Annotated in this window: 27 protein-coding genes and 3 tRNA genes; 18 read left to right on the forward strand and 12 right to left on the reverse strand. The window is 63.7% G+C overall.

Translation table 11 applies throughout. The annotated features are described in order from the left end of the window. Positions 1-273: 273 nt before the first annotated feature. On the forward strand, positions 274-1,125 hold the full coding sequence (gene nadC / locus ACETII_RS19325) for a carboxylating nicotinate-nucleotide diphosphorylase (protein WP_472786616.1): 852 nt from the start codon (positions 274-276) through the stop codon (positions 1,123-1,125). Here nadC and ACETII_RS19330 read toward each other — a convergent pair. Further along, a complete protein-coding gene (locus ACETII_RS19330) occupies positions 1,122-1,976 on the reverse strand; it encodes a ChbG/HpnK family deacetylase (RefSeq protein WP_472786617.1) in 855 nt (284 codons plus the stop codon). The two genes, nadC and ACETII_RS19330, sit on opposite strands and share 4 nt — an antisense overlap. Before the next feature lie 60 nt (positions 1,977-2,036). Between ACETII_RS19330 and ACETII_RS19335 the strand changes: the two genes are divergently transcribed. Continuing rightward, positions 2,037-3,005 (forward strand): glycosyltransferase family 2 protein, encoded by a 969-nt coding sequence (locus tag ACETII_RS19335; protein ID WP_472786618.1) that lies wholly within the window; start codon positions 2,037-2,039, stop codon positions 3,003-3,005. Positions 3,006-3,078: 73 nt separating this feature from the next. Next, positions 3,079-3,402 carry a PepSY domain-containing protein gene (locus ACETII_RS19340; protein WP_472786619.1) on the forward strand — a complete coding sequence of 108 codons (324 nt, stop codon included), beginning with the start codon at positions 3,079-3,081 and terminating at the stop codon, positions 3,400-3,402. 31 nt (positions 3,403-3,433) lie between these two features. On the opposite strand, the gene ACETII_RS19345 is transcribed toward ACETII_RS19340, so the two are convergent. Both ACETII_RS19345 and ACETII_RS19350 read right to left on the reverse strand, forming a co-directional pair. Then, positions 3,434-4,225 (reverse strand): DUF4145 domain-containing protein, encoded by a 792-nt coding sequence (locus ACETII_RS19345; protein ID WP_472786620.1) that lies wholly within the window; start codon positions 4,223-4,225, stop codon positions 3,434-3,436. Between the two features lie 41 nt (positions 4,226-4,266). Further along, positions 4,267-4,343: transfer RNA gene (locus ACETII_RS19350), tRNA-Arg, on the reverse strand. Between the two features lie 121 nt (positions 4,344-4,464). Between ACETII_RS19350 and murJ the strand changes: the two genes are divergently transcribed. Continuing rightward, positions 4,465-6,018: a murein biosynthesis integral membrane protein MurJ gene (gene murJ / locus ACETII_RS19355; protein ID WP_472786621.1), complete on the forward strand. Its 1,554-nt coding sequence runs from the start codon at positions 4,465-4,467 to the stop codon at positions 6,016-6,018. Between the two features lie 48 nt (positions 6,019-6,066). Here murJ and ACETII_RS19360 read toward each other — a convergent pair whose 3' ends face one another. The 3 genes from ACETII_RS19360 to ACETII_RS19370 all read right to left on the reverse strand — a co-directional run bounded on the left by ACETII_RS19360 (position 6,067) and on the right by ACETII_RS19370 (position 8,356). Then, the gene (locus tag ACETII_RS19360; protein ID WP_363348716.1) at positions 6,067-6,453 is read right to left on the reverse strand and encodes a DUF2267 domain-containing protein; all 387 of its coding nucleotides are present in this window, start codon (positions 6,451-6,453) and stop codon (positions 6,067-6,069) included. A gap of 156 nt (positions 6,454-6,609) precedes the next feature. Next, on the reverse strand, positions 6,610-7,059 hold the full coding sequence (locus tag ACETII_RS19365; RefSeq protein ID WP_363348718.1) for a hypothetical protein: 450 nt from the start codon (positions 7,057-7,059) through the stop codon (positions 6,610-6,612). 64 nt (positions 7,060-7,123) lie between these two features. Further along, complete coding sequence (locus ACETII_RS19370) at positions 7,124-8,356, reverse strand: aspartate kinase (RefSeq protein ID WP_472786622.1); 1,233 nt, start codon at positions 8,354-8,356, stop codon at positions 7,124-7,126. A 166-nt stretch (positions 8,357-8,522) separates the two neighbouring features. Between ACETII_RS19370 and ACETII_RS19375 the strand changes: the two genes are divergently transcribed. The 9 genes from ACETII_RS19375 (at position 8,523) to ACETII_RS19415 (ending at position 13,868) form a co-directional block, all read left to right on the forward strand. Further along, positions 8,523-8,909 carry a TIR domain-containing protein gene (locus tag ACETII_RS19375; protein ID WP_472786623.1) on the forward strand — a complete coding sequence of 129 codons (387 nt, stop codon included), beginning with the start codon at positions 8,523-8,525 and terminating at the stop codon, positions 8,907-8,909. Next, positions 8,906-9,295 carry a toll/interleukin-1 receptor domain-containing protein gene (locus ACETII_RS19380; protein ID WP_472786624.1) on the forward strand — a complete coding sequence of 130 codons (390 nt, stop codon included), beginning with the start codon at positions 8,906-8,908 and terminating at the stop codon, positions 9,293-9,295. Before ACETII_RS19375 ends, ACETII_RS19380 begins: the two co-directional genes overlap by 4 nt. 31 nt (positions 9,296-9,326) lie before the next feature. Then, positions 9,327-10,091 (forward strand): bifunctional 2-polyprenyl-6-hydroxyphenol methylase/3-demethylubiquinol 3-O-methyltransferase UbiG, encoded by a 765-nt coding sequence (ubiG, locus tag ACETII_RS19385; protein ID WP_472786625.1) that lies wholly within the window; start codon positions 9,327-9,329, stop codon positions 10,089-10,091. Positions 10,092-10,134: 43 nt separating this feature from the next. After that, on the forward strand, positions 10,135-10,872 hold the full coding sequence (locus ACETII_RS19390; RefSeq protein WP_363348727.1) for an invasion associated locus B family protein: 738 nt from the start codon (positions 10,135-10,137) through the stop codon (positions 10,870-10,872). Positions 10,873-11,573: 701 nt separating this feature from the next. Continuing rightward, the gene (locus ACETII_RS19395) at positions 11,574-11,741 is read left to right on the forward strand and encodes a hypothetical protein (RefSeq protein ID WP_363348729.1); all 168 of its coding nucleotides are present in this window, start codon (positions 11,574-11,576) and stop codon (positions 11,739-11,741) included. Between the two features lie 155 nt (positions 11,742-11,896). Further along, positions 11,897-11,971 (forward strand) — tRNA-Gly (locus ACETII_RS19400). A gap of 40 nt (positions 11,972-12,011) precedes the next feature. Further along, positions 12,012-12,878, forward strand: coding sequence for a 4-(cytidine 5'-diphospho)-2-C-methyl-D-erythritol kinase (locus tag ACETII_RS19405; RefSeq protein WP_363348731.1), 867 nt, complete (start codon positions 12,012-12,014; stop codon positions 12,876-12,878). Beyond that, entirely contained in the window at positions 12,875-13,756 is an 882-nt protein-coding gene (gene rlmB, locus ACETII_RS19410) for a 23S rRNA (guanosine(2251)-2'-O)-methyltransferase RlmB (RefSeq protein WP_472786626.1), read from the forward strand. The genes ACETII_RS19405 and rlmB overlap by 4 nt, the downstream gene beginning before the upstream one ends. Positions 13,757-13,792: 36 nt before the next feature. Further along, positions 13,793-13,868, forward strand: a tRNA-Thr gene (locus ACETII_RS19415). A gap of 58 nt (positions 13,869-13,926) precedes the next feature. Here ACETII_RS19415 and ACETII_RS19420 read toward each other — a convergent pair. From ACETII_RS19420 to modA, 3 genes are all read right to left on the reverse strand, one after another. Beyond that, positions 13,927-14,193 carry a hypothetical protein gene (locus tag ACETII_RS19420; RefSeq protein ID WP_472786627.1) on the reverse strand — a complete coding sequence of 89 codons (267 nt, stop codon included), beginning with the start codon at positions 14,191-14,193 and terminating at the stop codon, positions 13,927-13,929. Between the two features lie 247 nt (positions 14,194-14,440). Next, positions 14,441-17,194 (reverse strand): alginate export family protein, encoded by a 2,754-nt coding sequence (locus tag ACETII_RS19425; protein WP_472786628.1) that lies wholly within the window; start codon positions 17,192-17,194, stop codon positions 14,441-14,443. A 64-nt stretch (positions 17,195-17,258) separates the two neighbouring features. After that, a complete protein-coding gene (modA, locus tag ACETII_RS19430) occupies positions 17,259-18,062 on the reverse strand; it encodes a molybdate ABC transporter substrate-binding protein (RefSeq protein WP_472786629.1) in 804 nt (267 codons plus the stop codon). 231 nt (positions 18,063-18,293) lie between these two features. Here modA and ACETII_RS19435 point away from each other — a divergent pair, with 231 nt between their 5' ends. Further along, positions 18,294-19,184: a substrate-binding domain-containing protein gene (locus ACETII_RS19435; protein ID WP_472786630.1), complete on the forward strand. Its 891-nt coding sequence runs from the start codon at positions 18,294-18,296 to the stop codon at positions 19,182-19,184. A gap of 18 nt (positions 19,185-19,202) precedes the next feature. Here ACETII_RS19435 and ACETII_RS19440 read toward each other — a convergent pair whose 3' ends face one another. Further along, complete coding sequence (locus ACETII_RS19440) at positions 19,203-20,399, reverse strand: ATP-binding protein (RefSeq protein ID WP_472786631.1); 1,197 nt, start codon at positions 20,397-20,399, stop codon at positions 19,203-19,205. 224 nt (positions 20,400-20,623) lie between these two features. Between ACETII_RS19440 and ACETII_RS19445 the strand changes: the two genes are divergently transcribed. Next, positions 20,624-21,487 carry a sterol desaturase family protein gene (locus ACETII_RS19445; protein ID WP_472786632.1) on the forward strand — a complete coding sequence of 288 codons (864 nt, stop codon included), beginning with the start codon at positions 20,624-20,626 and terminating at the stop codon, positions 21,485-21,487. Here ACETII_RS19445 and ACETII_RS19450 read toward each other — a convergent pair. Further along, positions 21,472-21,681: a hypothetical protein gene (locus ACETII_RS19450; protein ID WP_472786633.1), complete on the reverse strand. Its 210-nt coding sequence runs from the start codon at positions 21,679-21,681 to the stop codon at positions 21,472-21,474. The genes ACETII_RS19445 and ACETII_RS19450 overlap by 16 nt on opposite strands. Before the next feature lie 354 nt (positions 21,682-22,035). On the opposite strand from ACETII_RS19450, the gene ssb reads away from it, so the two are divergent. The 3 genes from ssb to ACETII_RS19465 all read left to right on the forward strand — a co-directional run bounded on the left by ssb (position 22,036) and on the right by ACETII_RS19465 (position 24,634). Continuing rightward, entirely contained in the window at positions 22,036-22,557 is a 522-nt protein-coding gene (ssb, locus tag ACETII_RS19455) for a single-stranded DNA-binding protein (RefSeq protein WP_363348783.1), read from the forward strand. A 157-nt stretch (positions 22,558-22,714) separates the two neighbouring features. Beyond that, positions 22,715-22,948 carry a hypothetical protein gene (locus ACETII_RS19460; RefSeq protein WP_363348785.1) on the forward strand — a complete coding sequence of 78 codons (234 nt, stop codon included), beginning with the start codon at positions 22,715-22,717 and terminating at the stop codon, positions 22,946-22,948. A gap of 99 nt (positions 22,949-23,047) precedes the next feature. Further along, on the forward strand, positions 23,048-24,634 hold the full coding sequence (locus ACETII_RS19465; RefSeq protein ID WP_363348787.1) for an OpgD/OpgG family glucan biosynthesis protein: 1,587 nt from the start codon (positions 23,048-23,050) through the stop codon (positions 24,632-24,634). 9 nt (positions 24,635-24,643) lie between these two features. On the opposite strand, the gene ACETII_RS19470 is transcribed toward ACETII_RS19465, so the two are convergent. Beyond that, positions 24,644-26,008 (reverse strand): glycosyltransferase family 4 protein, encoded by a 1,365-nt coding sequence (locus tag ACETII_RS19470; RefSeq protein WP_472786634.1) that lies wholly within the window; start codon positions 26,006-26,008, stop codon positions 24,644-24,646.

Raw genomic sequence — 26,008 nt, forward strand, 5'->3', positions numbered from 1 at the left:
GCCCCGCGAAGCGGGGTCGGGTGGGGAAAGGCCGCATGGGCAAACAAAGATTGGCGGCCCCCACCCCTAACCCCTCCCCGCAAGGCGGGAGGGGGACAGAGCGCCATCTGGGTGCAATCCAAATCCCTCCCTTCACGGGGAGGGTGGCCCCGCGAAGCAGGGTCGGGTGGGGAAAGGCCGCATGGGCAAACAAAGATTGTCGACCCCCACCCCTAACCCCTCCCCGCAAGGGGGAGGGGTATTATACGGTCATCGTTGCGAGGGCGCAGACTGATGAGTTTCGATCTTCCCCCCTTTCTCGTCGAGGACGCCGTGCGCGCGGCGCTCAGCGAAGACCTCGGCCGCGCCGGGGACATCACGACCCAGGCGATCATTCCCGAGAGCGCGACCGCCCGCGCCGTCATCGCCGCGCGCGAGACGGGCGTCGTCGCCGGCCTGCCGCTTGCTTGCGCCGCCTTCGCGCAGGTTGATCCCGGCCTAAGCTTCGAAGCCTGGCTTGCCGATGGCGACGCCGCCGAGCCCGGCGCGGTTGTCGCGCGCATCGAGGGATCGGCGCGCGCCATTCTCTCGGCCGAGCGCGTCGCGCTGAACTATCTCGGCCGCCTCTCGGGAATCGCCTCGCTCACCGCGCTTTACGCGCAGCGCGTCGCCCACGCCAAGGCGCGCGTCTGTGACACCCGCAAGACCACGCCGCTGATGCGCGCCTTTGAAAAATACGCGGTGCGCTGCGGCGGCGGCGCCAATCACCGCTTCGGCCTCGACGACGCCGTGCTCATCAAGGACAATCACATCGCCGTCGCCGGCGGCGTGGCCCCTGCCCTGCGCGCCGCAAAAGCTTTCGTCGGCCACCTCACCAAGATCGAGATCGAGGTCGATACGCTCGATCAATTGCGCGAGGTTCTCGCCGAAGGCGCCGACGTCGTTCTGCTCGACAATATGGCCCCGGACCTTCTGCGCGAGGCCGTGGCGCTAGTCGACGGGCGCATGATCTGCGAAGCGTCTGGCGGCGTTACGCTCGAGACGGTCGCGGCCGTCGCCGAAACCGGCGTCGACCTGATTTCCGTCGGCGCGCTCACGCATTCGGCCCGCGTCCTCGACCTCGGGCTGGATATCGAGATCGCTTAAGCTACGGCCTCACTGAGGCGCGCGAGCTTGAGCCCGCGCTTTTCGAGCATCTCGGGCAAACGCGGCGAGAGCAGGAAGGCGAGCTCCTGCTCGCGCGTGATCGTCACCGAGTCCTGCGCCTTGAGCTCTTCGTCGACATGGCCGGGATGGCACATGACCAAGTGGCGGCGACCCGGCGCGCGCAGATAGGTTTCGAAGGTCTTGGCGTAATCCCTGCCAGGATGGAAATCGGAGAAGCCGGAGAAGCCGTCGTTGGTGGCGAAGCCGTGATGCTGCGCTGCGCGCTTGAGCCCCGCGGAGAGGCCCCGCACGGCGAGCGCCTTGCGCGCCTGAGCGCCGCGCAGCAGGATGCGGTGCAGCCCGTCGCCGGGGTTTCTGAGCCAGGCGCGACCGGCGAGTTTGCGGGCGGCCATGGCCTCGATCAGCGGGTCGCGTATGCCCGGGAGGCCATGCACATGCTGGTGGCCGTCCACGAAATCCGGCCGACGTTCCATGACCGCCTCGAAGCGGTCGAACTGCCGGTCGATTTCGGCGCGTATCTCCTCGATGGGCAGCTTGCCGCGCATCGCCAGGCGGACCACTTTCGCGATCGGCGGGAACGTCCCCGTGGGCGCGAAGGCCGGCATGGGCCCGAGCGGGCGGCCGAGGGTGAGGTTGAAGTGGAGGCCGACATCGGCGTTTCGCGAATGGCGGAGCAGTTCGCGGCCCATCGCCGGCCAGCGCGGTCCGTTGACGAGCGCGGAGACCGCCGTCAGGCGCCCGGCGTCGAGCGCCTCCAGAATGCCGACGCTGACCCCATGGGACAGCCCGTAATCATCCGCGCAAAGGGCGATGATCCGGTCTTTCGCCATTGCCCCAACCTCCTGTTTGCAGCCTATGCCGCGCCCCGATTTTCTGCTTGAAACGGCGACATGAACGACAGAACTCAGCCCCCCGATATATCGGTCGTCATCCCCGTGTTCAACGAGCGCGCGAATCTGCAGCCGCTCGCGGCCCGGCTTGTCCCGGCGCTGGAAGGCGCGCGAATCGCTTTCGAGGCCATTTTCGTCGACGACGGCTCGCAGGACGAGAGCTTGAGCGAATTGCGCGCGCTCTGCGCGGCGGAGCCGCGGTTTCGCGCTCTCTCCTTTTCGCGCAATTTCGGCAAGGAGGTCGCGATCGCCGCGGGCCTCGACGACGCGCGCGGGCGCGCCGTGGTCATCATGGATTCCGATCTCCAACACCCGCCGGAGGTCATCCCGCAGTTCATCGCCCGCTGGCGCGAAGGCTACAAGAACGTCTATGGCCAGCGCGTCGACCGCGCCGCCGATCCGAAACTCCGCGCCATCCTGACGCGGCTCTTCTACAGAATCATCGACCGCTTCGGCGACGTGTCGCTGCCGCCGGGCGCGGGCGACTTCCGGCTTCTCGACCGGCAGGCGGTCGACGCGCTCTTGTCGATGCGCGAGCGGGCGCGCTTCAACAAGGGCCTCTTCGCCTGGATCGGCTTCAAATCCATCGGCGTGCCCTTCGAGGTCGAGAACCGGGCGAGCGGCGCCTCGAAATTCAATCTGCCGCGCCTCATGAGCTTCGCGCTCGACGGCATCATGTCCTTCTCGTCGATTCCCTTGAAGGTTTGGACCTATGTCGGCCTCGCCATCTCCTGTTTCGGGCTCGGCATGGCCGCCTATTACTGGGTCCGGACTATGCTCTTCGGCGTCGATACGCCGGGCTTCCCGACGCTCGTCGTGTCGATCGCCTTCTTCTCGGGCGTGCAACTCATCTCGCTCGGCGTCCTCGGCGAATATATCGCCCGCATTTTCAACGAGGTGAAAGGCCGGCCGCTTTATCTCGTGGCCGAGCGGATCGAGGGCGGAAAGCGAGACGACGCGGCGGCTTGAGCGTTCGCCATTCGCCGCCTATCCTCGCGAGCTGCGTTCCTTTCAAAACGTTTGAGCCTCGCAAGGAGGAAAAATGAAAAGCCTGAACCCGCTTCTCGCTGCGGCGTCTCTCGCCCTTCTCGCGGCGAGCCCCGTTTCCGCCGACCCGCTCGCGGACATCTTCTACCCGGCCGACGCCAACGGCGTCCTTCCGATGGAGCGCATTCTGGATCAGGCCCGCGCCGCCGTCGCCGGAACGATCAAGGAGATCGAACTGGAGCAGGAACACGGCCGGCTGATCTATGAGGTCGACATCCTGACCCCCGACAACCGGAAGGTCGAGATCGAATACGACGCCCGGACCGGCGCGGAGATTTCGCGGGAGGTGAAGAAGTATAAGCGGGAGAAGGAGGAGTGACTCTAAGGGCCCAGGTGCCCAGGCCCCCGGGCTACGACCGGTCACGCCTCTTGATTGCTTCTAATTTTTCACGCGGTAACCTCTCGAAGAGCGCCTGCACCCTCTTGGGCCTAGTGATGCAATCCTCGGCTATGAGATTTACAAGCTCGAAGAGCTTTGCCGCAGTTTCTCGGTCGTCCCTCAGGTCAAGTTCGCCAGGGTGAACTGCTTCGTTGCCAACTACTCGAACGATGTCGAGCGCCTGTTGGATATGTGAGTCCAAGCCATCCTTAACGAGTGCGGCAATGTCTGCGTTTATATTCTCGCCTAACTTCCCAAGTTGTTTGCATAGCTTTTGAATGCACAATCGGAGCAGTGCAGCGGCGCCTCGTGGCGAATGAGAGAGAATAGCCCGCGCCTCTTCGAAATCAGCACGAATATCCTCATTCATATCGGAGTTTGGCTCTATTTCATATTTTGTCGGCGGATAGAGCAAGGCATCATACCGCCATATAGAAACTTCATCACACGAATAGCATTGACTGATGTGAATGTTGGAAAGTTGTATTCGAACGTAATTCGTCGACTTAACCTCCTTCAAGAAGGGAACTCCCGTCAATTCACGCTTCCAGATCTTTAGTAACTCGCCCTTGCCTGGGCTTTCTCTAAATCCTGCCGTATCCGTGACTTTGTCCAACCAACTGGGCGTTATTAAAAAGGGCATCTTATTGTCTGGGCTGGGATCAGCGTAAACGCTGAACCACGCCTGATCAGCGAGAGCGCCACAGACCGGGCAGTTAAAGGACTTAAGAGCGATAGACGGTTGAACGTGTCTGGGGGACATTTCGACCTCAGTCGGGAATTCACTTTCGGCGATTTTCCGGTTGGCGACCCCGGCAGGACTCGAACCTGCGACCCACTGCTTCGAAGGCAGTTGCTCTATCCAGCTGAGCTACGGAGCCGCGCCGACAGCCTTCTAGCAGAGTTTTGCGTCTGACCGTAGCCCCGCGTCCCGGCGCCGGTCCCCGAGCGCCAGTCGGAAAAGAGGGAGAATTTGCAAAATATCTTGGTAAAAGCGGATTTATGATTCGCAGTCTTCTTTCCGTCGGCGGTTTCACCCTGCTCTCGCGCGTGACGGGGTTTCTGTCGCTGGCGATGCAGTCGGCGATCATGGGGGCCGGCGCGGTCTCCGACGCTTTTTTCATCGCGCAGCGCCTGCCCAATAGCTTTCGCGCCATTTTCGGCGAAGGCGCGTTCAACGCCGCTTATATCCCCTCCTACGCCAAGGCGCTGGAGCAGGAAGGCGACGAGTCGGCCGAGGAATTCGCCGGGGAGGTCTATACGCTGCTCCTCGCCTCGCAGCTCGTGATTTTGCTGCTCGTCTGGCTCTTTGCGGCGCAATTCGTCGGTCTGCTGGCGCCGGGGCTCGACGATCGGCCGGAGAAATTCGCCCTCGCCGTCAGCCTGACGCGCATCACCTTTCCCTATCTCCTGTTCATGACCCTCTTCGCGCAGCACATGGGCACGCTCAACGCCCATGGCCGCTTCGCCCTGCCCGCCTTCGCGCCAAATCTGATGAATCTCACGGTGATGGCGGCTTTGGCCCTGACCGTCGTCGCGCCGAAGCTTTTCCCCAACCCCGGCTATGCGGCGAGTTGGGGCATCACCATTTCCGGGGCGCTCGAACTCGGCCTGCTGATGTGGGGCGCGCGGCAGATCGGCGTCTTGCGGGGCCTGCGCAAGCCGCATTGGTCCCGTGTGCGCGAATTCTTCATCAAGCTTGGCCCGGCCGTCATCGGCTCCGCGAGCCCGCAGATCGCCGTCTTCGCCGATACGATTTTGTCTTCGATGCTCGCCGATGGCGGCGTGTCGTCGATCTCCTACGCCGAGCGACTCTATCAGCTCCCCGTCGGCGTCATCGGCATCGCCGCCGGCACGGTGCTGCTGCCGGAGATGAGCCGCCGCATCGCCTCCGGCGACGTCGCGGGCGCGCATCAGGCGCAGAGCCGCACCATGGCGCTCACCATCGCGCTGACGGCGCCTTTCTTCGTCGCCTTCGACACCATGCCGGAGCTGATCGTCGCAGGCCTGTTCATGCGCGGCAAATTCACCGCCGGCGACGCCATTGCCGCCGGGGACGTGCTCGCGGCCTATGGCGCGGGGCTGATGGCGCTGGTGCTGATCGCCTCGGCGCGTGCAAGCTTCCAGTCGCGCGGCGACACCTCGACGCCCATGAAAATCGCGCTCGCCGCGCTTGCCGTGAATGTAGCGCTCAAAGTCGCTTTGTTCCGCTCGCTCGGCGCCGTGGGCCTCGCGACGGCCACATCGGTCGGGCTGTGGATCAATCTCGCCGCGCTGGTCGCCCTCGCCATCGCCGAAGGCTTCATGGAGTTCGACGGCGTCTTCGCCAAGACGCTCGGCGCGACTTTTATCGCCACCGCGGTTCTCGCCCTCATCGCCATCTTCGGCCGAGCGCCCGCCCTCGCCTTCGGGCTTCATTTCAGCGCCCTTGCCAATCTCGTGGCCTTACTAACTCTCGGCGCCGTGGGGGCCGTTGTTTACGGCGCTGTGCTCGCCGGGGTGATGCGAGCCGCAGGCGTCGGGATCGCCACGCTGCGCGGCCGCGGGAAAGCATGACGCTTCCTCTCCCCGTTAGGCGGAGAGAGGAACAGCGCCGCCCTAACGTCACATGAATTGCGACAGCCCCGGGATCCCATTGGCGATCTGCTGCACCTTCTCCTTGCCGATGATTGTCTCCGCATAGCCGAAGATTTCATGGCCGAGCTTGTGAATTTGGCCCATGTCGAGGCCGAGGCCGTTGAGCTTGCCGGCGAGGCCCATCAGGCCAGAGCCAAAAAGCCCGCCGAGCATGCCGCCCATGCCGCTCGCCTCTCCTCCCGCGGCGGCTTCATCGGCCGCCTCGCGCGATCCCGGAACCTTGTCGAAGAACTCGCCAACGGCGCCGTCCGGCAGTTCCTTGTTCAGGAACGCGAGCACCTGACCAATTGCGGTCTTCGCTACGCCAGCCTCAACCCCGATCGCCGTAGAGACGCGCGCAATCAATTCATCCATATCGATTCCCCGCATTTTTCGGAAGTCTCGCCGCCAGCAACCGGAATTGCAAGCGTTCGCCGCGACGCGCGTCGATCAAACGGAACGGGAGAAACGCCCAAATGCGCGTCCGGCAGATCGAATAGTGGCGCGGCCACGCCGCGCCACTGTGGTTCTTCATGCGCGCGGGCGCATCTCGCCTTCCTCGCCAGGCGGCGAGGCCATTCCGGAACGCTCGGCCATCGCCGGCAGCATCGCCCGAATTTTGGCGACGCCTTCGGCGCCGATCAAAACTTCGGCGCGCGCCAATGTCTCTTCCAGCAGGCGCCGGCTCTGTTCCGCGCTCAAACCGAGATTGGCGAGCTTGCCGATGAGAATGTTGAGGTCGGCGCGGCCATGCCCCATGAAGCTGGTCATGCCTTCAATCGCCTGCGTCACGCCCCCGTCGCTTTTCGCCTGCGCGGCGGCGACGGCCTCTCGGGCGCCCGTCATCTTGTCGATCAACTCTCCGACATGTCCTTCGGGAACCTCGTCCCGCAGGAACATGAGGACATGGCCGATGGCGGCCTTGGCGATCGTGGGATCGAGCGTCGTCGACTCGACGACGCGTCTGGTCAGCTCTTCCATGACATACCTCCCTTGGGGATTACAGGAAGCGAAATGTCGCGGCTTCGGCGGCTGTCAACCCGTCTCAGGCGGCGTCGAGTCCGTAGAGCGAATGCAGGGTGCGAACCGCGAGCTCCGTATAGGCCTCGTCGATCAGCACCGAGAATTTGATTTCCGACGTGGTGATGGCGCGAATGTTGACGCCGCGCTCGGACAAGGCGCGGAAGGCGCGCGCCGCGACGCCGGCGTGGCTTCTCATGCCGATGCCAATCGCCGAGACCTTGGCGACGTCCTTTTCGCCCGCCATGCTGGCGAAGCCGATTTCGTCCTTGATCTTCGTCAGCAGCGCATAGGCCCGCTCATAATCGGCCGAACCCACAGTGAAGGTCATGTCTGTCATGCCGTCCTCCGAGACGACCTGCACGATCATGTCGACATTGACGCCCGCTTCGGCCAGCGGCATGAAGACGGCCGCGGCGACGCCCGGCTTGTCCGCGACGCGGCGAAGCGTGATCTGCGCTTCATCGCGCGAGAAGGCGATGCCTGTGACGACCTGGGCTTCCACAATATCCTCCTCGTTGCAGATGAGCGTCCCCTCGCCGGGATTGGCCGGATCGTCGAAGGAGGAGCGCACATAGGTCGGCACCTTGTGCACCATCGCCACTTCGACCGAACGGACCTGCAAGACCTTGGCGCCGAGCGACGCCATCTCGAGCATTTCCTCGAAGGCGACGCGCGGCATGCGGCGCGCCTTGGGCACGACGCGCGGATCGGTCGTATAGACCCCGTCGACGTCCGTATAAATGTCGCAACGGTCGGCGTGGATCGCCGCCGCGAGCGCCACGGCGCTGGTGTCGGAGCCGCCGCGGCCGAGCGTCGTGATGCGGCCCGTCTCCTTGTGGACGCCCTGGAAGCCGGCCACGACCGCCACTTCTCCGCGCCCGAACCCGGCGATCAACCCCTCGCCGTCGATCGACTCGATGCGAGCGGCGCCATGCGCGTCGCTGGTGCAGATCGGCGCCTGCCAGCCGAGCCAGGACCGGGCGTTGACGCCAATTTCCTGCAGCGCGATCGCGAGGAGGCCGGCGGTGACCTGCTCGCCAGAGGCGACGACGGCGTCATATTCCTTCATGTCGTAAAGCGGCGCAGCCTCTTTGCACCAGGCGACGAGCTCATTGGTCTTGCCCGCCATGGCGGAGACCACCACCGCGACCTCGCGGCCGGCGTCGACCTCGCGCTTCACATGGCGCGCAACATTGCGGATGCGCTCGACAGTGGCGACCGAGGTGCCGCCGAATTTCATGACAAGACGTGACATGGAACCGCGTTAGAAACCAGGCGCCGCGGGCGGGGAGCGGCTGATGCGCTCCCATTCGCCAATCCGGCAAAGCGGGCGTATATGTGACCGCCCCCGCCCCCCTGTCAACGGCGGGACGAGCCAGCGCTCACGAGGGCCGTTTTGAGCTACCTTATTTTCATTTCTCATGGCTGGCGCGACCGCTGGATCGCCAAGCAGATGGCGCGATCGAACACTGACGCGGGCGCAACGCCGTTCATCGATATTTTCGACACCAAAAAGGGGCGACCGCATCGCCGAACGCGTTCTCGAAGGAACCCGGAACAGCCGGGAGCTGGTGGCGCTCCTGACGCCTTGGTCGGTGGACCGCAACTGGGTCTGGACGGAAATCGCAGCAGCCTGGGCCTTGGGCAAGCGCTTCGTCGGCGTCACGTATGGAGTAACGATCGAGGAAATCGAGAAAAACCACGGCGGACTGGCCTGTCTCGGCCCGACGAACCTCGTTGCCCTGGACGACTTCGACGATTACATAAGCGAGATGTCTGACCGGGCTAAATCGGAGACGCGCGCGTGAAGGCGTTCCTTTCCTACGCACATAGTGACGCGGAATTTGCGGCCTCCCTTCGGCGCGAGCTCGAAAAGCAAGGGCTCTTTGTCATCGATCCAATGCAGGATTTGGTTCCGGGCGCGAATATGCTCGATTATTTCCGCCAAGCGCTCAGCGACTCAGACGCACTCATCCAGATCGTGCCGCAAACCGGCGCCAGCCAGGCGAACAATGTCTGGTTCGAAGCCGGCGCTGCGAAGGCGCTAGACAAATCGGTCGTCGCGGTGATGCCCGACGCTCAGGGTAGGGAAACCGCGTCCTCGGTTGCTGATTTCGCGATTTTCCAGGCGTCCAAGAAGCCGATGGAAAATGTCGCCAAGACACTGATACAGGCGCTCAACCCCGCGCACTGACCACTAAACGCAAAGTCTATAGAGGTTCCTTGTGTCCAATTCGCCCCATTCCGCCAGCGTGAACCCCGAAGATGTCGCGCGTTTCAACCGCCTCGGCGATCTGTGGTGGGACAAAAAGGGCAAGATGGGGATCCTGCACGAAATCAACCCCATCCGCGTCACTTATATCCGCGACCACGTCCGCCGCTTCCTCCTCGGCGACTCGAGCGCGCTGAACGAGGCGCCCGAGCGGCCGCTGGAGGGGGTGCGCATCGCCGACATCGGCTGCGGCGGCGGCATTCTGAGCGAGTCGCTCGCCGAACTGGGGGCCAGGGTGACGGGGATCGACCCGGCGACCAACAATATCGCCGTGGCCAGCCGCCACGCGGAGAAAATGGGGCTCGACATCGACTACCGGAACATCACGGCCGAAGCCCTCGCGGAGACCGGCGAGCAGTTCGACGCCGTCGCGGCGCTGGAAGTCATCGAGCATGTCGAGGGTCCGCGCGAGTTCATCGCCATGCTGTCGCGGCTCGTAAAGCCGGGCGGGCTCATCTTCATGGCGACGATCGACCGCACGATGAAGAGCTATCTCTTCGCGATCGTCGGCGCCGAATATGTCCTCGGCTGGGTGCCCAAGGGCACGCATGATCACGACAAATTCATCCGCCCGGACGAATTGTCGGCCTGGCTGCGCCGCGCCGGCCTGCGCGAGATCGACCGCGCCGGGATGACCTTCCAGCCTTTCACCCGCACCTGGCGCAAGAGCCACGATACCGACGTCAATTACCTGATGGCGGCCAAAAAGGAGGCGTGATGCCGTCTTGTTCGGACAGGAAGCCGAAAGTAGACTTTTGCCAATGCTGAACGAATCGACGTTCCCATCCTCCGCCCGGCGCGCCAGTCGCCTTTTCGGATTGTCGCTCGCGGCCGCCCTCGCGGCGGCCTTCGCCCTCGCGCCAGCTTCGGCGCCCGCAAAGGACAAGCCGGCGGCCGCCAAAGACGCCGCCAAGGACAAGAAGGACCAGAAGCCCGCCGACGACGCTTCGAAGGACGGCGCCAAGGACAAGAAGGCCGGCAAGAACGATAAGGCGGAAAAACTCGGCAAGGCCGACAAGACCGATAAAGCCGAAAAGAGCGACGCCGGCGGCTCGGGGAAGCCAGAGCAACTCGGTTCCTACGGCGAATGGGGCGCCTATCTGGCGCTGAGCGGCAAGGACAAGACCTGCTACGCGCTCGGCCAGCCGAAGGACCGCCAGCCCAAGGCAAAGCTCAAGGACACGCCCGGCTATATTTTCATCTCTTCCCGCCCTGGCGAAGGCGTGCGCAACGAGGTGGCGATCAATCTCGGCTATGCGACCAAGGACGGCTCCGCCGCCACCGCCGAGATCGACGGCGACGACTGGGAGCTGATCACCAAGGGCACGAACGCCTGGGTGAAGGACCAGGGGAAAGAGAAGGAGTTCGTCGGCGCCCTTCGCGGCGGCGCGAAGCTTATCGTCAAGGCCGCCTCGTCCAAGGGCACGTCGACCATCGACACCTATGCGCTGAAGGGCCTCTCCGACGCCCTCGCCCGCGTGGCGCAGGAGTGCAAATAGCCCCAGCCGCACGCCGCCGAGGGCTCTGAACGCCAGCGCCTGCATGAGACGGGATAAGGGGCGGCCGCAGCGTGCGGCCCCTCGAGCAAGCCGCCGCCATCGCCCGCGGGCAACTTGGCGCATCGGGCCGTGGGCGGCCACCTCGGCTTGAGCCCCTCCCTTGCGCCCTGCTTTTCCTTCGAATCACCTTGGCCCGGCGCGGCCGCGAGAGTTATTCGCCGATTTCGCTGCGCGTTTCCCCCAAACGCCGCCGCCTTGGCAGTAAAGATTTCAGACCAACGACAACAATTGTCGTAGTTCCAAGTATATTTACCAAGGACTCGCGGGCCTGTGGTCCTTTTGCGGCGGCCCCTCCCACGTCATTTTGATCCGGTCAACGACGGCTTCCCCCTGTTGCCTTGTTGGCGAGCGATGGCCGGACCGCCTAGAGGCCATAGGCGTTTTCAGCCGTCGCTCTCTCTTGTCGATGCAGCCAACCCGGCCGCCTGCGCGGCGGTCGGGCATCGCTTCGACATGGCCGACGACACGAAGGAACAGAACTGGCTTTATGAAGCCGTTCTGTAATCTATCACGTCTATACTTATTTATACTTAGTATAATGTCACACATTGCGTCCATATGTCGCATTTTATATTTGCTTTACTTGCTGTGATGGGCTAATAACGAGGCCTCGTCTCAACGAAAACAATGGGAGGGAAAACATGTCTGTTAACGTTCACGGCGGCGCCGAGGTCGGCAAGATTCTGCTTTACATCGCTGGCTTCGTCGCCTTCGTCGTCGTGGCTCTGACCTGGGTTCCGGAGCTCATTTCTCCGGACAGCGCCAACATCACCGGCAACACCGGCTCGACCGCGCGCATGATCCAGTAAGCGCGAAAAAAGCGGCGTTTCGGGCCCCGTCCGCCCGGAACGCCGCGATCCGGCAGACTTGTGAAAATCCTTGCTCAAGCCTGTTGCAATGCCGGATCGATTGATGCATAAGACCCCCGCGCCGGCTGGCGGCCAGCCAAAACGGCGCAACGGATGCGGGTGTAGCTCAGGGGTAGAGCACAACCTTGCCAAGGTTGGGGTCGAGGGTTCGAATCCCTTCGCCCGCTCCAAAGAAGCTCCGCGAAAACCCTAAAGCGGAGGTCGGGGTAGATGCTCTCAACGCGCGCCCCCGCGAAAATCAATCTCACGCTTCACATTTTGGGCCGCCGCGCCGACGGCTATCACGATCTCGAGAGCCTCGTCGCCTTCAGCGGCGCGGGCGACACGCTCACGCTTTCGCCCGCCTCCTCCCTCTCGCTCGAGATCGCTGGCCCGACCGGCGCCGCCGCAGGCGCGGGCGACGACAATCTCGTCCTAAAGGCTGCGCGCAATCTCGCCGAGCGAATCAAGGGGCTCAAACTTGGCGCCTTTCGCCTCGACAAGCGCCTGCCCGTCGCGGCGGGAATCGGCGGCGGCTCCTCCGACGCGGCGGCGGCGCTTCGCCTCCTGGCCCACGCGAACGGCGTCGACGCCCAGGACCCCCGATTGCGCGAGGCCGCGCGCGACACCGGCGCCGACGTCCCGGTCTGCCTCGCCGGCCGCGCCCGCATGATGCGCGGCGCGGGCGAATCGCTGGGGCCGCTCCTGCGCTTGCCGCTGCTGCCGGCGGTGCTGATCAATCCCGGCGTGCCGGTCGAGACGCGCCCGGTGTTCGCGCGACTCGGCCTGCAGCCTGGCCAGCGGGTGGCGGGCGCGGCCCATCCGGAGATCGGCTCCGACGCCACGGCGGCGGAGCTTCTCGCGCTCCTCTCGAGAGGCCGCAACGACCTTGAGGACCCGGCCTGCCTGCAGGCGCCTGTGATCGTCGACGTTTTGGCCGTGCTGCGCGCGGCGCGCGGCTGCAAGCTCGCGCGCATGTCGGGTTCGGGCGCGACCTGCTTCGCGATTTTCGGCGCGCCGCAGGCCGCAGCCACCGCGGCCCGGGCCATCAGGCGGCAACATCCGGAGTGGTGGGTGAAGACGGCGGCGCTGCGATGAGCCGCCGTCCGCCCCAGAAGGAGCGGCCCGGCCGCGGTCCTCGGAACGATCGCCCCGAGCGCGCCAGGGAGGCGCGCGCGGCAAGCGCCCGGCCCCCGCAGAGGGGCGAGCCGCCCGCCGGCGATGTGAGGCGCGGCCCGTTTCGCGCCGCCTCGCCGGAGGTGGTGACGCTTTATGGCGCCCACGCCGTCCGCGAGGCGCTGAAAAGCGGTCGGCGCAAGCTGCTCGCGCTCTATGCGACCGAGACCGCCCTGCCCCGCATCGCCGATCTCGCCAAGGCTGCGGGGCTTGAGCCGCGCGTAACCGATTCGCATGCGCTCTCACGCCATCTGGGCGACGAGGCCGTGCATCAGGGCCTGCTCTTGGAGGCCCGCCCGCTGCCCGAGGCCGATCTCTCGGACATCGTCAGCAAGAGCGGCGTCGTAGTGGCGCTCGACCAGATTACGGACCCGCACAACGTCGGCGCGATCCTGCGCACCGCCTGCGCCTTCGGCGTCGACGCGCTGATCGTCACGGAGCGCCACAGCCCGGAATTCGCGGGCGTGCTGGCCAAGGCGGCGTCTGGCGCGCTGGAGCATGTGACGATCGTCTCGGTCGTCAATCTCGCCCGCGCCCTCGACGATCTGCGCAACCGCGGTTACGGCGTCATCGGCCTCGATTCGGAAGGAGCGGAGCCGATCGAAACGGTGCCATTGTCGGCGCCGCTGGCTCTCGTCCTCGGCGCCGAGGGCAAGGGCCTGCGTCGCCTGACCCGCGAACGTTGCGACGTCGTCGCAAGGCTCGACTTGCCGGGCCCCATCAAGAGCCTCAACGTCTCCAACGCCTGCGCCGCGACCCTCACCGCGATTCACCTGCGCCTTCGGAAGCCGCAGGATTGACCTTACGCCGCGCTTGGACGATTAAAGCAGGGAACTGCCGGTTTAGCTCAGCTGGTAGAGCAACTGATTTGTAATCAGTAGGTCGGGGGTTCGAATCCCTCAACCGGCACCAGTCGTGACAAGCTGGAGCGGAATCGCCGCTCGGGCGAAGCTCGCCACAACAGCCGCGCTCAGCTCAGAAAAACAAGCCCGGCCGCACAGATGGCGCAAATGGCGGTTAGGGCGACGCCGATCGTTGCGGCGGACCAGTCCCGATCTTTCGCGGCCTTATAGGCCGAAATGGCCAGCAGCAGGCCGGAGACGGCGAATGCTGTCGCGCCAAAAAGCAGCAACACGGAGATGGCGCGCGCCCAGAACGTGCTGGCGGCGGGGGCGATCTGGACGAAAGACATGGACTGACCAGTGGCGATGTGGCGCCCGAGCTTGCGGAGCTTCAAACACGGGGCGTTTGCCGCCTGCTTTTGGGCGCGGAACAGAGCCGGTAACAAAAAGAACCGCGCCGGTCCGTGCGTCGGCGCATTGCACGAACGCGGTTTAGCGGCATCAGCCGCCTCAAAGACGGGAGGCGGAGCTGTGCGGCCTTCCGCTGCGCGCGGGTGATTGAAAACTTCCGCCGGTTACTGTTTCGTTGACGAGAGGTCAGGTTTGACCCGGCGCTCATGCGCGCAGGCCCTCGCGCGCGGCTCACTGCTCGGCGAACAGATCGAAGTGTCGGTTGATTCCGGCCTGGACGAGATTGCCGTCGAATTTGGTGCGGGTGGTCAGGCCGTAATTATAGGCGACGTTCGGCAGGCCGACATTGGAGCCGGTGTAGCGCAAGGCGTTATAGCCGGTCGCGGTCGCGTCGCCGAGATTGTAATAGAGATATTCCGCCTTCACGCTCCAGTTCGGCATGAACATCCATTCGACGCCGCCGCCCGCCGTCCAGCCGAGAAGCGAGTCGGTGAATTGCGCGCTGGACAGCGTCCAGTTGGAGACCGCGGGATTGCCGTTCGGCGCGGTAAACAGCGCCGTATTGGAAATCACCCCGCCATAGGCCAGACCGCCGGTCCCATAGAGCTGCAGCGTCGGCGTCGGCAAAAAGCCGAGGCGCCCGCGGATGGTGCCGAGATAGTTCAGCGTCGCGGTGCGCTGGCCGTAGTTCACATAAGTCGGCCTGCCGACGGCGATCACCGAGCCCTGCATCGTCGTGTCGGTGTTGCCCGACACGCCATGCAGATCGGCCTCGACGCCCGCCACGACGCCCGGATCGAAGCGCCAATTGGCGCCGAGCTGCAGGCCGCCGATGAAGCCGGCCAGCTGGTTGTCGCCATCCATCAGCCGCGACGCCGCCGCGACCGGATTGCTGGCGACGGCCTGCGAGGTCGCGCCCGTCACCGTCCGCGTCGTCGGGTTCGACCAGGCGCCGCCGCCGTTCAGGCCCACATAGACGTCGCGCCAGCTCGGCGCCAACGGCTTGCCGCCCGGGCCCACCGCGCCCCAAAGCTGCGTCACCGGATCCTTGGTGATCGGCTGGCCGTCGCCGAAAGCGTTGGCCGTCGCCTCCAGATAGAAGAAGTCCGTCGGCTTCGAGGTCAGGCCCCAGGTCGTGCCGGTCTGGGTGACGCCGAAGGCCGCGTTGGAATAAGGCGCCGGCCATTGCTGGAACGCCACCGGCGGCGCGAAGCTCGATGTGAACGACCCCGGCCAGAAGCGCGCATAGCTCGCCGTGATGTTGATGAACTGCGACAGCTTGTAGCGGGCGCGGATGTCGAATTCCGTGCCGAGGAAATTGCCCCTGTTGCCGAGCGGCGCGAACAGATTGGCGCGGTCCCAGGCGTTGGCCGGGCTCGCCAGCCAATAGGCGCTGAACGCCGTGTCGATCTGCAGGTTCTTCGCCGGCGTGAACTCCAATCGGACCTTCGGGTCCTTGATGTTGTTCCAGGCGAAATAGTCGTTGCGCGAGAACGGCTGGTTGAAGCCGTAGAAAATATCGAAATTGCTATTCGAGTAATTGAACGGGCTGCCGTTGCCCGAGCCATAGACATAGACCGTGCTGATGCGCGGCTTCCAGGGATGGTCGGAGAAAGTGTAGCCGAGCTCCAGCCCCCAGGCCAAGGCGTTGTGCGGAACCGTCACTTCGACGCTGTTTTGCGAAGTGACCTGGTTGATGAAGGTCGGCGTGATCTGGATCGAGGTGTTCGTGCCGAGATAAGGCGCCGCCGTCTGCAGGCGTCCGAAGGAGCCGAACTGCTTGTTGATGTCGAAGTCGTAATCGAAATTGCCGATGACGCCATACATGCGCACGCCCGGCGCATAGGTCTCGCGATGGGTCTTGAGCGCATTCGACGGATTGGACGGGTCGCCATATTGGGTGCGGCCGAGGAAATACGGCTGGACGGTGACGTATTCCGAGAAGCGACGGAAGCTGAACACGCTGCCATAGACCCAGTTCTGCCAGTCGGGCCGGTCGAACTGATAGGGCAGCCGAACCACCGGCCGCATGAAGAAGCTGTCGAGGTCCCAGTCGTTGTCCTTCTTGCCGACCTTGACGCGGAAGCCTTCGAAATTATTCGTCGTGTTGCGGAACTCGTTTTCGGCGATGAGGCGGCGGTCGAGAAGTTCGAAGTGGAAGCGGCCGGCGCGCACCGTGAGCGGACGATCGTTGCCGCGCGGATCCTTGCCGAAGGCGTCCTTGAAATAGAGTTCGCCATAGGCCGAAATCAGATCAGTCTGGTTAATCTCCTGGCCCTGCAGCTGATAGATGCTGTTGAAGGCGCGCGAATCCTGAAACTCGACCACGGCGCGGAACGGATCGAGGATATTCTGGATGCCGAGATAAACGCGGGTGCGCGACAGCCACAGCGAATTGGGGAAATAGCGCCGCTGCGAGGTCGGCGGAAAAGTGGTCGTGTCGGTCCAGGGCCGATAGTCGTTCTGGCGATATTCGAACCGCACGCGCGAATCGAGGCCGACGTTGAGCCAGTCGACGCCCTCGAACTGCGGATAGGTCTTGCCGAGATTGCGCACGTAAGGCGGAATGTCGGGCTGCGGCTCGAGGCGATAGCCGCGCGTCGGCACGTAATAGCTCTTCTTCTCTTCTGGCTTGGCGTCGCCCGGCTTCGCCGCCGCGCCCTTGACCGCGTCGCCCTTCGCCGCGTCGCCCTTCGCCGCGTCGCGCTTGGCGGCGTCGCCCTTGTTGGCCCCGTCGCCCTTGGCCCCGTCGCCCTTGTTGGCCCCGTCGCCCTTGGCGGCCACGCCTTTTTGATCCGCTTTCGCCTCGCCGCGCGTCGCGTCCGACTGCTTGCCTTTCCCGGCGGCGGACTCCGTCTTCGTCGCGACAGAGGGCGACGCAGGATTGTCTTCGGCGATAGCCGCAACAGGAGTGGTCGTGAGAGAAGCAAGCAAAGCGCCCCAGGCGACCGTCGCTTTCCAGTGATTGCTGTTACGGGAAGTCATCAGCCGGGAACCCTTCAGTCGGACTCGTATATATCGTTACTATAAACGATTGACTGCCGCGCGCTCAGTGGACGACGCTAAATCCTTGTTCGGCGAAGATGTCTTTCGCCGCTTTGCTTTTCAAGAAGGAAAGCAGTCTCTTCGGCCCCTCTCCCTGCGCCGACGAGGTAAGGGCGACCGGATAGGCGATTGGCGGATGCGACTCAGCGGGGAAGGTCGCAACGATCTTCACCTTCGGCTCTGATTTTGCGTCCGTAACATAAACGATCCCGAGAGCCGCTTCTTCGCGCGCGACGAACATCAATGCGGCGCGGACATTGTCGGTAAAGGCGAAATTCGGCTCCGCGAGGGACCACAGACCGTATTTCTCCAACGCCGCCTTTGCATATTTTCCGACCGGGACCGAAGCCGGATCGCCTGTCGCAATCTTGCCGGAGCCGATGGCGGCGGAAAAGGCTTCCTTGGTGAAGGGCAGTTTCTCCAGCTTCGATGTTTTCGGGGCGACCACGACCAGGACGTTGCCCAGAAGGTTCGTGCGCGTCCCTGCCAGGATGAGACTCTTCCCGGAGAGATAGTCCATCGACGCTTCGTCCGCGGAGATGAAAACATCCGCCGGCGCGCCGGACTCGATCTGCTTGGCGAGCGTCATGGAGCCGGCGTAGCTGACCTTCAACTCGACGCCCGACTTGGCCTTGAAGGCGCTCGATACGGCGTCGAGCGCATTTTTGAGGCTCGCCGCCGCGAAGACGGTGACAGTCGAGGCGCCCGCCGGCGCGCTCGGCGGCGCCGACGGAGCCGTAGACTCAGCCTGAGCCTGCAAGGTCCCAAGAGCGAGCGTAAGCGCCAAAGCGATGCATGAAAGTTTCATCGGACAACCCCTCGGACAACGGACGACCATCGGCGCGGTTGAATATGCAGGAATATGCGTAAGCAACGGAAGCGCCGGAGTCACGCGTAAAATTATCGCAATTGATGCCTGTTCTGACGCCATCCGGGGAGCAGAATATTGCCATTCGGGGGCATTTGGGCGCTCGCCGGCTTTCCAACCAAGCGCGAATATGCAAACTTTACGGAATATCCGGAAGAGAGTCATTCTGCGATGTCTGAATATTTCACCACCCGGGAGCTCGCCGCCCTCCTGCGGATCAAGGAGCGCAAGGTCTATGACCTCGTCTCCGGAAAGGCGGTGCCCGTTCGCCGCGTTACCGGTAAGCTATTGTTTCCAAAGAAAGAGATCGAGGCCTGGATTGCGAGCGGCGGCAATCAGGACGGGGCATGGATCAAAGAGAAAGCGGCGCCGGACCAGCCCTTGATCATGGCTGGCGGCCATGACCCGCTTCTGGAGTGGGCGTTGCGAGAGTCGCGTTCCGGAATCGCAGCCCTGCTCGATGGCGCGCTCGACGGTTTGGAGCGCATGAAAGGGCGCAACTGCCTGGCGGCCGGGCTCCACATTCCGGGACATAACGACGGGGAGTGGAATGTCGACGCTGCCCGGGACATGTTCGCGCAGGAACCTGTCGTCCTCATCGAGTGGGCGAAGCGAACCCGCGGGTTGATGTACGGCGCGTCCATCAAACGCCCGATCGCCAAGCTCGCCGACCTCGGCGCCCTGCGGTTCCAGCCACGCCAACCGGAGGCGGGCAGCGAGTTGATCCTCTCAGCGCTGCTCGCAAAGGAGGGATTGGATAGATCGAGCTTGAAGATCAGCAACGCCATCGAGCGCTCCGAAACCGATCTCGCCATGGCGGTGGCGGCCGGGCGCGCGGATGTCGGACTGGGAATCGAGGCTGTCGCGCGGCAGTTTCAGCTCGAGTTCACGCCGCTCGTGGTGGAGCGCTTCGATCTCCTGGTTTGGCGCAAAGCATATTTCGATCCGCCATTTCAAAAATTCCTGCTGTTTTGTTCAAGCGACGCCTTCAAGGATCGCGCCAGGGCTTTCGGCGGCTATGACTGCGCCGGGTTGGGGAACGTAATGTTCAACGGCGCGTGACGGCGACGCGCGCGTCATTCAGTCGGCCAGCCAGGGCTGACGCTCGTTCGCGGCGCTTTCCACGACCGCGGGAATTGTGAAGTAGAAGGCCGCGCCCTCCCCCGGCTTCGCTTTCACGCCGATGCCCCAGCCGTGGCGGTCGGCGATCGATTTGCAGATCGCCAATTCGATGCCGGTTCCGGGATACTCCGTCTTGGCGGAAATCGTTCGAAACGGTTCGAACACAGCCTGCGCGAATTCCTCGTCGAACCCGACGCCGCTGTCGGCGATCTCCAGCCGAATGACGTCGCATTCTGCGGAGCCCTCAATTCGGATTTCGGGGGCCTCTCCGGCCTTTCGATATTTGATCGCGTTCATCAAAATGTTTCGCATCAAGCAGGCGAACTGGGACCGATCCGCTTCAAACCGCAACGCTGGAAGCTTGATCGAGACATGCGCGCCCGCATCGGCGATGACGCCGCCGAGGTCGCGGAGGAGCGCATCTATTTCTTCGCGCATGTCCAGCATCTCGAGACGTTGTCCTCCCATGACGGCGCTGGAATAGGTCAGCAGATCGTCGACGAGCTTGCGCGCGGTCGCCGCGTAGCTGCGCATGGCTTCCTGCGCATATAGCATGTCCGCCTTGTTGGAGGACGCCAAGGCGTTCTCCAGCAAGTCCGAAAACGCCTCGATTCTGCGCAGCGGCTCCTGAAGATCGAGCGACGTGACGTAGATGAAGCGGGCCAGCGGCTCCGACGTCGTCGCGGCGGCATGGTCGCTCTCCAGCGCCTGTTTGAGATTTTCAACCGTCCGCCGCGCGCCATCCTCGAGGGACCTGCGCAGGAATTGCTGAAACGGGCGCATGAACAGCCGCCGCTCCTGCACTTCAATGCTGAATGAGACAAGCGTCGACTCGTCGTTCTGCTTTTCGAACGCGTAATGCGCGATGAACGGCTCCGTCACCCCTTTGAGGGAGATCGCCCGCGGCGGGGCGAAAGATTGGATTTCGAAGGTGGACACGGTGCGAATGCCGCGATCGAGCGTTGTTTGCCGGGCCCTCATGCCGGCTTTTGCCGCGCCCTGGGCGAGAGGCTCGAACTCCACAACCTGCGGGCACCAGCGCGTGTAATTCCTGAAGAACCCATGGCCCGCGAAATCGAACACCGCGCAGAGCGGGCGCTTGACCACGGTCGTGGCGGCTCCGCTGATCACGCTCGCCGACTTGGAGGTTAGCATTGCAACGACTCCGGAAAGACTGCTCATCTGAGAGATGAGTTGGTCACCGGCAACCCAACATTCAACGCTTCAGGCGACACGACGCTTGTCGAGCCCAAGTCCTATTTCCGGCGCTTTCGAAGATCTGCGCGGATTTCGCTTTGTTGCTCCTAAGTAGGGGTACGACTTGATTCCCCGGAAAAACGAACAACGTTTCGCTTCGAGGCCAGATGGAGTGCAAAGAAATGAGCGCCGGCGTCGAAGGCGGACTTCTCGTAATGGCGGTGGGGTTGTTCGTGATCCTGCTGCTTGCCGAAAAGATGCGCCCTTACAAGCCCGTTCCAACGTCAAGTTTGCGCGAGTCATTTACGACGAACGCCTCGGCTTTTCTTTTCAACAATCTCGTCTTGAACGCGCTCTCCCTTTCGAGCCTGTTTGTCGTCGCCCAACGCTACGGCGCCCATGGCCTGCTGCATGGATTGGAGGATGGCCCGCTGAAATGGGCGCTTTCCTTCGTATTCTTCGACTTCGCCGTCTACTGCTGGCACTTTCTGGGGCACAAGTCGGAGCGGCTTTGGCGTCTCCACAAGGTGCATCACAGCGACAAGAACATCCATGTCTCGACCGGCCTGCGCTTCCACGTGCTGGACCAACTTTTGGAAGTGGGCGTGAAGTGCATCGGCGTCCTGGCGATCGGCGTAACCGCGAACGTCGTGGTCGTGTGCGAGATTATCAGGATGTTTTTCGTCTTCTTCCACCACGCCAATGTCGCCGTGCCGGGCGAGCGCTGGCTCTCCTATCTGGTGATCACGCCCAGTCTGCACCGCGTGCATCATTCGACGCGGCGCATCGAGCATGACAGCAATTACGGGATCGTCCTCGCGATCTGGGACATGATCTTCGGCACGCGCAAGGAGCTTGCGCCAGAAAAATTCGGTCTCGAAAACGTCGAAGCGACCAACATCCTCCAGCTTTTCAGCCTGGCCTTCGTGACCGAATACTACTTTGCGCGCGTGTTGCACCTCCTGCCGAGAGCCGAGACGCGTCACGATCTGAAGCCTGCGATGATCCCCTTGCGCGCCCGCTGCCGAGATCAACGCCCCTTGTGATCCGCGCCCATGTCCAGCGTGCTGGCGCGGGGCGGCAGAAGGTTCTTCTCCCGCAGCAGAACAACAAAGGCGTCCTCGGTGGTCAGGCCGATCCATCCGCCCGCGTCCTGCACCCAATAAATATCCCAGACATTGAGCCATCCGTTCGCCTCGAGCGCATCGGTCATCATGTCTTCATCGAACATAAAGGTCACGCGCATGGCTCCAACGGCGTGTCGCCTCTTGCAGAGCGCTCCGTTGGAAATCGTCCAACGATACTTGCCTTTATGTTGGGCGCGGGCGGACCGCTGCAAGGCGGATAGACGAGGGCCCGTCACCGCGACGAGCCTTCCGCCGGGAGACGATCTGGGATGCAAAGCGTCAGGCGCGGGCGCAAGCCGGCGCCGATTCGACGATTTGCCGCCCTTGTCGAGGTTCGCCTGGAGTGATAGAACAAATATCGAACAGAAGCCCGCTGACCGCGATGATCTGTGGACAAGCTGGCGGGGTGCGCCAGATGGGAGCCACATTGCACTAAAGTGCGGCGCGTTTAGCATGTGGAGAGAGACATGGCGGGGAGCGTCAACAAGGTCATTCTGGTCGGCAATCTCGGGCGCGATCCGGAAGTGCGAACCTTTTCCAACGGCGACCGCGTCGTGTCCTTTTCGCTGGCCACGACCGAGTCGTGGCGCGACAAGAACACCGGCGAGCGGAAAGATCGCACCGAGTGGCACAATATCCAGATTTTCAACGAGAACCTGGGCCGCATCGCCGAGCAATATTGCCGCAAGGGCTCGAAGATTTATCTCGAGGGCCAGCTTCAGACGCGCGAATATACCGACAAGGACGGCAATCAGCGCAAGGTGACGGAGGTTGTCGTTCCGCGCTTCCGCGGCGAGATGACCCTGCTCGACAGTAAGGGCGGCGGGCGCGGCGAAGGCGATTTCGAGGGCGGCGGCTATGGCCAGAGCGGCGGCGGCTCCTTTGGCCGAAGCTCCCCCATGGAGCGCGCCCCGGCGGAGCGGCGCCCGGCGCCGGCGGCGGGCGGCGGGCGGCTCTCGGACCAGCTCGACGACGATATCCCCTTCTAAAGTGAGGCGATCGCCAGCGGCTACGCTTTGGGCCGTATGCGCCTTGCAGCGCAGCGGCGCCGCGCCGGTATTGCCTTGTGGGGCCGGTTGATATAGCAAAACCTGAGCGAGGCGCGGCCCGATCCGCGCGACGAAGAGGAAAGCGCGAGCAAGCGCCATGAGTCAGAAGCCGATTAACGTCACCCACCTCTCCACGTTGGTCGCGGTCGCGATCCTGGTGGGCACGGAGCTTGTCGGCGCGTCCTGGGCGGCCGGTTGGGCGCTCGGCGGCCTGTTTCAGCTCGACCCGACAATCAGCCGAGCGATCGAAGTCGCCTTCTCGCTGCTGGGTTTCGTCGGTCTCTACTTCTTCATGAAGACCGCCATTCGCAATGAGCCCATCCGCGGTTGACGGCTGAAAGCCCAATCCTGATTGCTGATCTTTCAGGCCCTCGCCCAGAGGACGCCTCATTGCGTGGCCATAGCAGTCGCTTTCAAGGGTGATTCAGGGATGATGGATAAGCAGGACCGCCGTTCCTTCCTCAAGACTGCTGCGGCGACCGGCGCGCTCGGCGCCGTCGGCGCGCCGCCGGCGGGAGCGGCCGCGTCGCGGATCACTAACGTCAAGCTGGGCGAGGCCGCGCCCTTCTCCTTCGAGGCGCTGAAGCAGGAAGCGCAGCGGCTCGTGAAGGAGCCCTATCGCAATCCGAACATCCCCTCGCCCGAGATCACTTCGCAGATCGACTACGAGAAGTGGGGCCACATCACCTACAACACCGACCACGCGCTTTTCGCCGATACGAAGGAGCGCTTTCCGGTCGAGTTCTTCCATCTCGGCATGTTCTTCCGAAAGGCCGTGCGCGTGCATGTCGTCGAGAACGGCGAGGCGCGCGAGGTGCTGTACGACACCAGCTATTTCAACATGCCGGAGGATTCCGTCGCCCGGCAGTTGCCGCCGGGGGCCGGCTTTGCCGGCTTCCGCATCCAGGAGGCGAAGGACGGCGCGCTCGACTGGAAGAAAAACGACTGGGTCGCCTTTCTCGGGGCCTCCTATTTCCGGGCGATTGGCGAGCTCCGTCAATACGGGCTCTCGGCGCGCGGCGTGGCGCTCGACACCTGGCAGGCCGGCGCGCCCGAGGAATTCCCCGACTTCACGCACATCTATATCGGCCCCGAGACTCAGGACGGCGTCGTGCTGCACGCGCTGCTCGAGGGCCCGTCCATCGTCGGCGCCTACAAGTTCTTGATGGCGCGCGGCAAGGGCGTCGTGATGGATATCGACTGCTCGCTTTATCTGCGCGGCAAATTCACCCGTTTCGGCATCGCGCCGCTGACCTCCATGTATTGGTTCTCAGAGACGGTGAAGCCGACCGGCATCGACTGGCGCCCCGAGGTCCATGATTCAGACGGGCTCAGCATGTGGACAGGCTCGGGCGAGCGGCTTTGGCGGCCGCTGAACAATCCCCCCCGCGTCATGGCTTCGGCGTTCAGCGACACGAATCCGAAGGGCTTCGGCCTGATGCAGCGGGACCGCAATTTCGACCATTATCTCGACGGCGTGTTTTACGACCGGCGCCCGAGCGTGTGGATCGAACCCAAGGGCGATTGGGGCTCGGGATCGATCCATCTCATCGAAATCCCGACCGACGACGAAATTCATGACAACATTGTCGCCATGTGGGTGCCGGAAAAGCCGGCGCTTCCCGGCGCGAATTTCAACTTCTCCTATCGCCTGCACTGGCTCGCCGACGAGCCCTACCCGACTCCGCTCGCGCGCTGCGTGGCGACGCGCCTCGGCAATGGCGGCCAGCCCGGCAGGCCGCGTCCCAAGGGCGTGCGCAAATTCATGGTCGAATTCCTCGGCGAGCCGCTCGCCAAGCTCCCCTTCGGCGTGAAGCCCGAGCCCGTCCTCTGGGCCTCCCGCGGGAGCTTCTCCTATATCTTCACGGAGGCGGTCTTCGACGGCGTGCCGGGCCATTGGCGCGCCCAGTTCGATCTCACGGTCGAGGGGAAAGAGCCGGTCGAGATGCGTGTTTATCTCAAGAACGGCGACACGATTCTGACCGAGAACTGGCTTTACCAGTATCACCCGTTCTGAGCCGACGCTTCAATCGAGCTTCGTCTGATAGGAGCCGTCGCGCGCCATGGTCAGCAGCTGCGCGGCCGAGTCGCGCCAACTCATCGGCGCGAGCGTCGACGGTCGCGGCCTCTCGGTGAGCGCCTGGTCGAGGGCTTGGTCGAGGGCTTGGGCGAGGGCGTCGCTGTCCAGAAGCCGGAAATAGGTCGGGCTGTCGCCAGCCGTCTCACGAAAAACAGGGATATCGCTGGCGATCACAGGCGTAGCGTAGCGCGCCGCTTCGACGATCGGGAGACCGAACCCTTCCGCCGCCGAAGCAAGGACCGTGGCGCGCGCATGGCGGTAGAGCAAGGCGAGATCGGCGTCGCTGGCGTCGGTGAGCCAGAACAGCCGCTTGCCAAATTCCGGATGCCGGACCATGCGCCGCTCGAAATGCCGCATCCCCCAGCCCCTGGCGCCGACGATGACAAGAGCGGCGTCGAGCCCGCGCGCCCAGAGCTTTTCCATGGCGTCGAGCGCGACGGGATGGCCTTTGCGCGGCTCGATGGTGCCGACGCTGAGGAAATAAGGCCGGCCGTGCGCGAGCCGTTGTGCGAGCCGCGAGGCCTCGCCGGTCTGCGAGCTGGAGAAGTCATCGCCGAGACGCCACCAGCCGATGGGATATCCTTTTCGCCCCTGGCCGCTCGCAACGAGATAGTCGCGCAGGCTTTCGGCTGTGGCGCGGGAATTCGCGATGACGCCGTCGCTTTGCAGCACGATCTGCTGCATCCACGCCTCGAAACGCTGCGCGATGGGCGGGCTGAAAGCCGCAGGATAGACGATCGGCAGAATGTCATGAAGGCAGACGATCGCCGCGCCGCCCTTCGCCTTTATCTGCTCGACGATCGGCGGATATTCATCGAGGTGGTTCCAGCTCGCATCGAGCATGACAAAGACGTCGCCGTCTTCGATCGCGACTTTTTCCGGCGCCCGCGGATGGCTGTAATAGGCATGGAGCGCGCCCTCGTGGATCGCGACGGGAATGCAAAGCCCCAACTCGAAGCCATGGCGCGCGACCTCGCGGACGACGCGCTGAATGCCGGTGTTCTTGCCGGAGCGCAGGGCGCTCGTCATGTCGAAGAGCATCCGCGGTCGCTTCGTCAACAACGTCTCGGGAAAAACGTCGGCTTCGGCGCGCGCCCAGTTTGGCGGGCCGCCGGGCGCATTGGCGTTCGGGAACAGCTTGGCGTGAAGCGTACCGAGCAGGCGGGAGGCGGTCCAGTAAAGCTCCTGGATCTTCAGCCGGACAAACCTTTCGAGACCTTTGGTCTCGACCGCGGCCGCCTCTCGCTGCGCCACAGCGTCGAGGTAGGCGCGAATCCTTTCCGCATCATTGGATCGGCGCTCTTCGGCCAA

It is taken from the genome of Methylocystis sp. NC52PC, assembly GCF_055698645.1.

Bases quoted from the DNA above. Each gene is read 5' to 3' on its own strand.
- nadC (WP_472786616.1), top strand. From the start codon at position 274: ATGAGTTTCGATCTTCCCCCCTTTCTCGTCGAGGACGCCGTGCGCGCG.
- ACETII_RS19330 (WP_472786617.1), bottom strand. From the start codon at position 1,976: ATGGCGAAAGACCGGATCATCGCCCTTTGCGCGGATGATTACGGGCTG.
- ACETII_RS19335 (WP_472786618.1), top strand. From the start codon at position 2,037: ATGAACGACAGAACTCAGCCCCCCGATATATCGGTCGTCATCCCCGTG.
- ACETII_RS19340 (WP_472786619.1), top strand. From the start codon at position 3,079: ATGAAAAGCCTGAACCCGCTTCTCGCTGCGGCGTCTCTCGCCCTTCTC.
- ACETII_RS19345 (WP_472786620.1), bottom strand. From the start codon at position 4,225: ATGTCCCCCAGACACGTTCAACCGTCTATCGCTCTTAAGTCCTTTAAC.
- murJ (WP_472786621.1), top strand. From the start codon at position 4,465: ATGATTCGCAGTCTTCTTTCCGTCGGCGGTTTCACCCTGCTCTCGCGC.
- ACETII_RS19360 (WP_363348716.1), bottom strand. From the start codon at position 6,453: ATGGATGAATTGATTGCGCGCGTCTCTACGGCGATCGGGGTTGAGGCT.
- ACETII_RS19365 (WP_363348718.1), bottom strand. From the start codon at position 7,059: ATGGAAGAGCTGACCAGACGCGTCGTCGAGTCGACGACGCTCGATCCC.
- ACETII_RS19370 (WP_472786622.1), bottom strand. From the start codon at position 8,356: ATGTCACGTCTTGTCATGAAATTCGGCGGCACCTCGGTCGCCACTGTC.
- ACETII_RS19375 (WP_472786623.1), top strand. From the start codon at position 8,523: ATGGCTGGCGCGACCGCTGGATCGCCAAGCAGATGGCGCGATCGAACA.
- ACETII_RS19390 (WP_363348727.1), top strand. From the start codon at position 10,135: ATGCTGAACGAATCGACGTTCCCATCCTCCGCCCGGCGCGCCAGTCGC.
- ACETII_RS19395 (WP_363348729.1), top strand. From the start codon at position 11,574: ATGTCTGTTAACGTTCACGGCGGCGCCGAGGTCGGCAAGATTCTGCTT.
- ACETII_RS19405 (WP_363348731.1), top strand. From the start codon at position 12,012: ATGCTCTCAACGCGCGCCCCCGCGAAAATCAATCTCACGCTTCACATT.
- rlmB (WP_472786626.1), top strand. From the start codon at position 12,875: ATGAGCCGCCGTCCGCCCCAGAAGGAGCGGCCCGGCCGCGGTCCTCGG.
- ACETII_RS19425 (WP_472786628.1), bottom strand. From the start codon at position 17,194: ATGACTTCCCGTAACAGCAATCACTGGAAAGCGACGGTCGCCTGGGGC.
- modA (WP_472786629.1), bottom strand. From the start codon at position 18,062: ATGAAACTTTCATGCATCGCTTTGGCGCTTACGCTCGCTCTTGGGACC.
- ACETII_RS19435 (WP_472786630.1), top strand. From the start codon at position 18,294: ATGTCTGAATATTTCACCACCCGGGAGCTCGCCGCCCTCCTGCGGATC.
- ACETII_RS19440 (WP_472786631.1), bottom strand. From the start codon at position 20,399: ATGCTAACCTCCAAGTCGGCGAGCGTGATCAGCGGAGCCGCCACGACC.
- ACETII_RS19445 (WP_472786632.1), top strand. From the start codon at position 20,624: ATGAGCGCCGGCGTCGAAGGCGGACTTCTCGTAATGGCGGTGGGGTTG.
- ssb (WP_363348783.1), top strand. From the start codon at position 22,036: ATGGCGGGGAGCGTCAACAAGGTCATTCTGGTCGGCAATCTCGGGCGC.
- ACETII_RS19460 (WP_363348785.1), top strand. From the start codon at position 22,715: ATGAGTCAGAAGCCGATTAACGTCACCCACCTCTCCACGTTGGTCGCG.
- ACETII_RS19465 (WP_363348787.1), top strand. From the start codon at position 23,048: ATGATGGATAAGCAGGACCGCCGTTCCTTCCTCAAGACTGCTGCGGCG.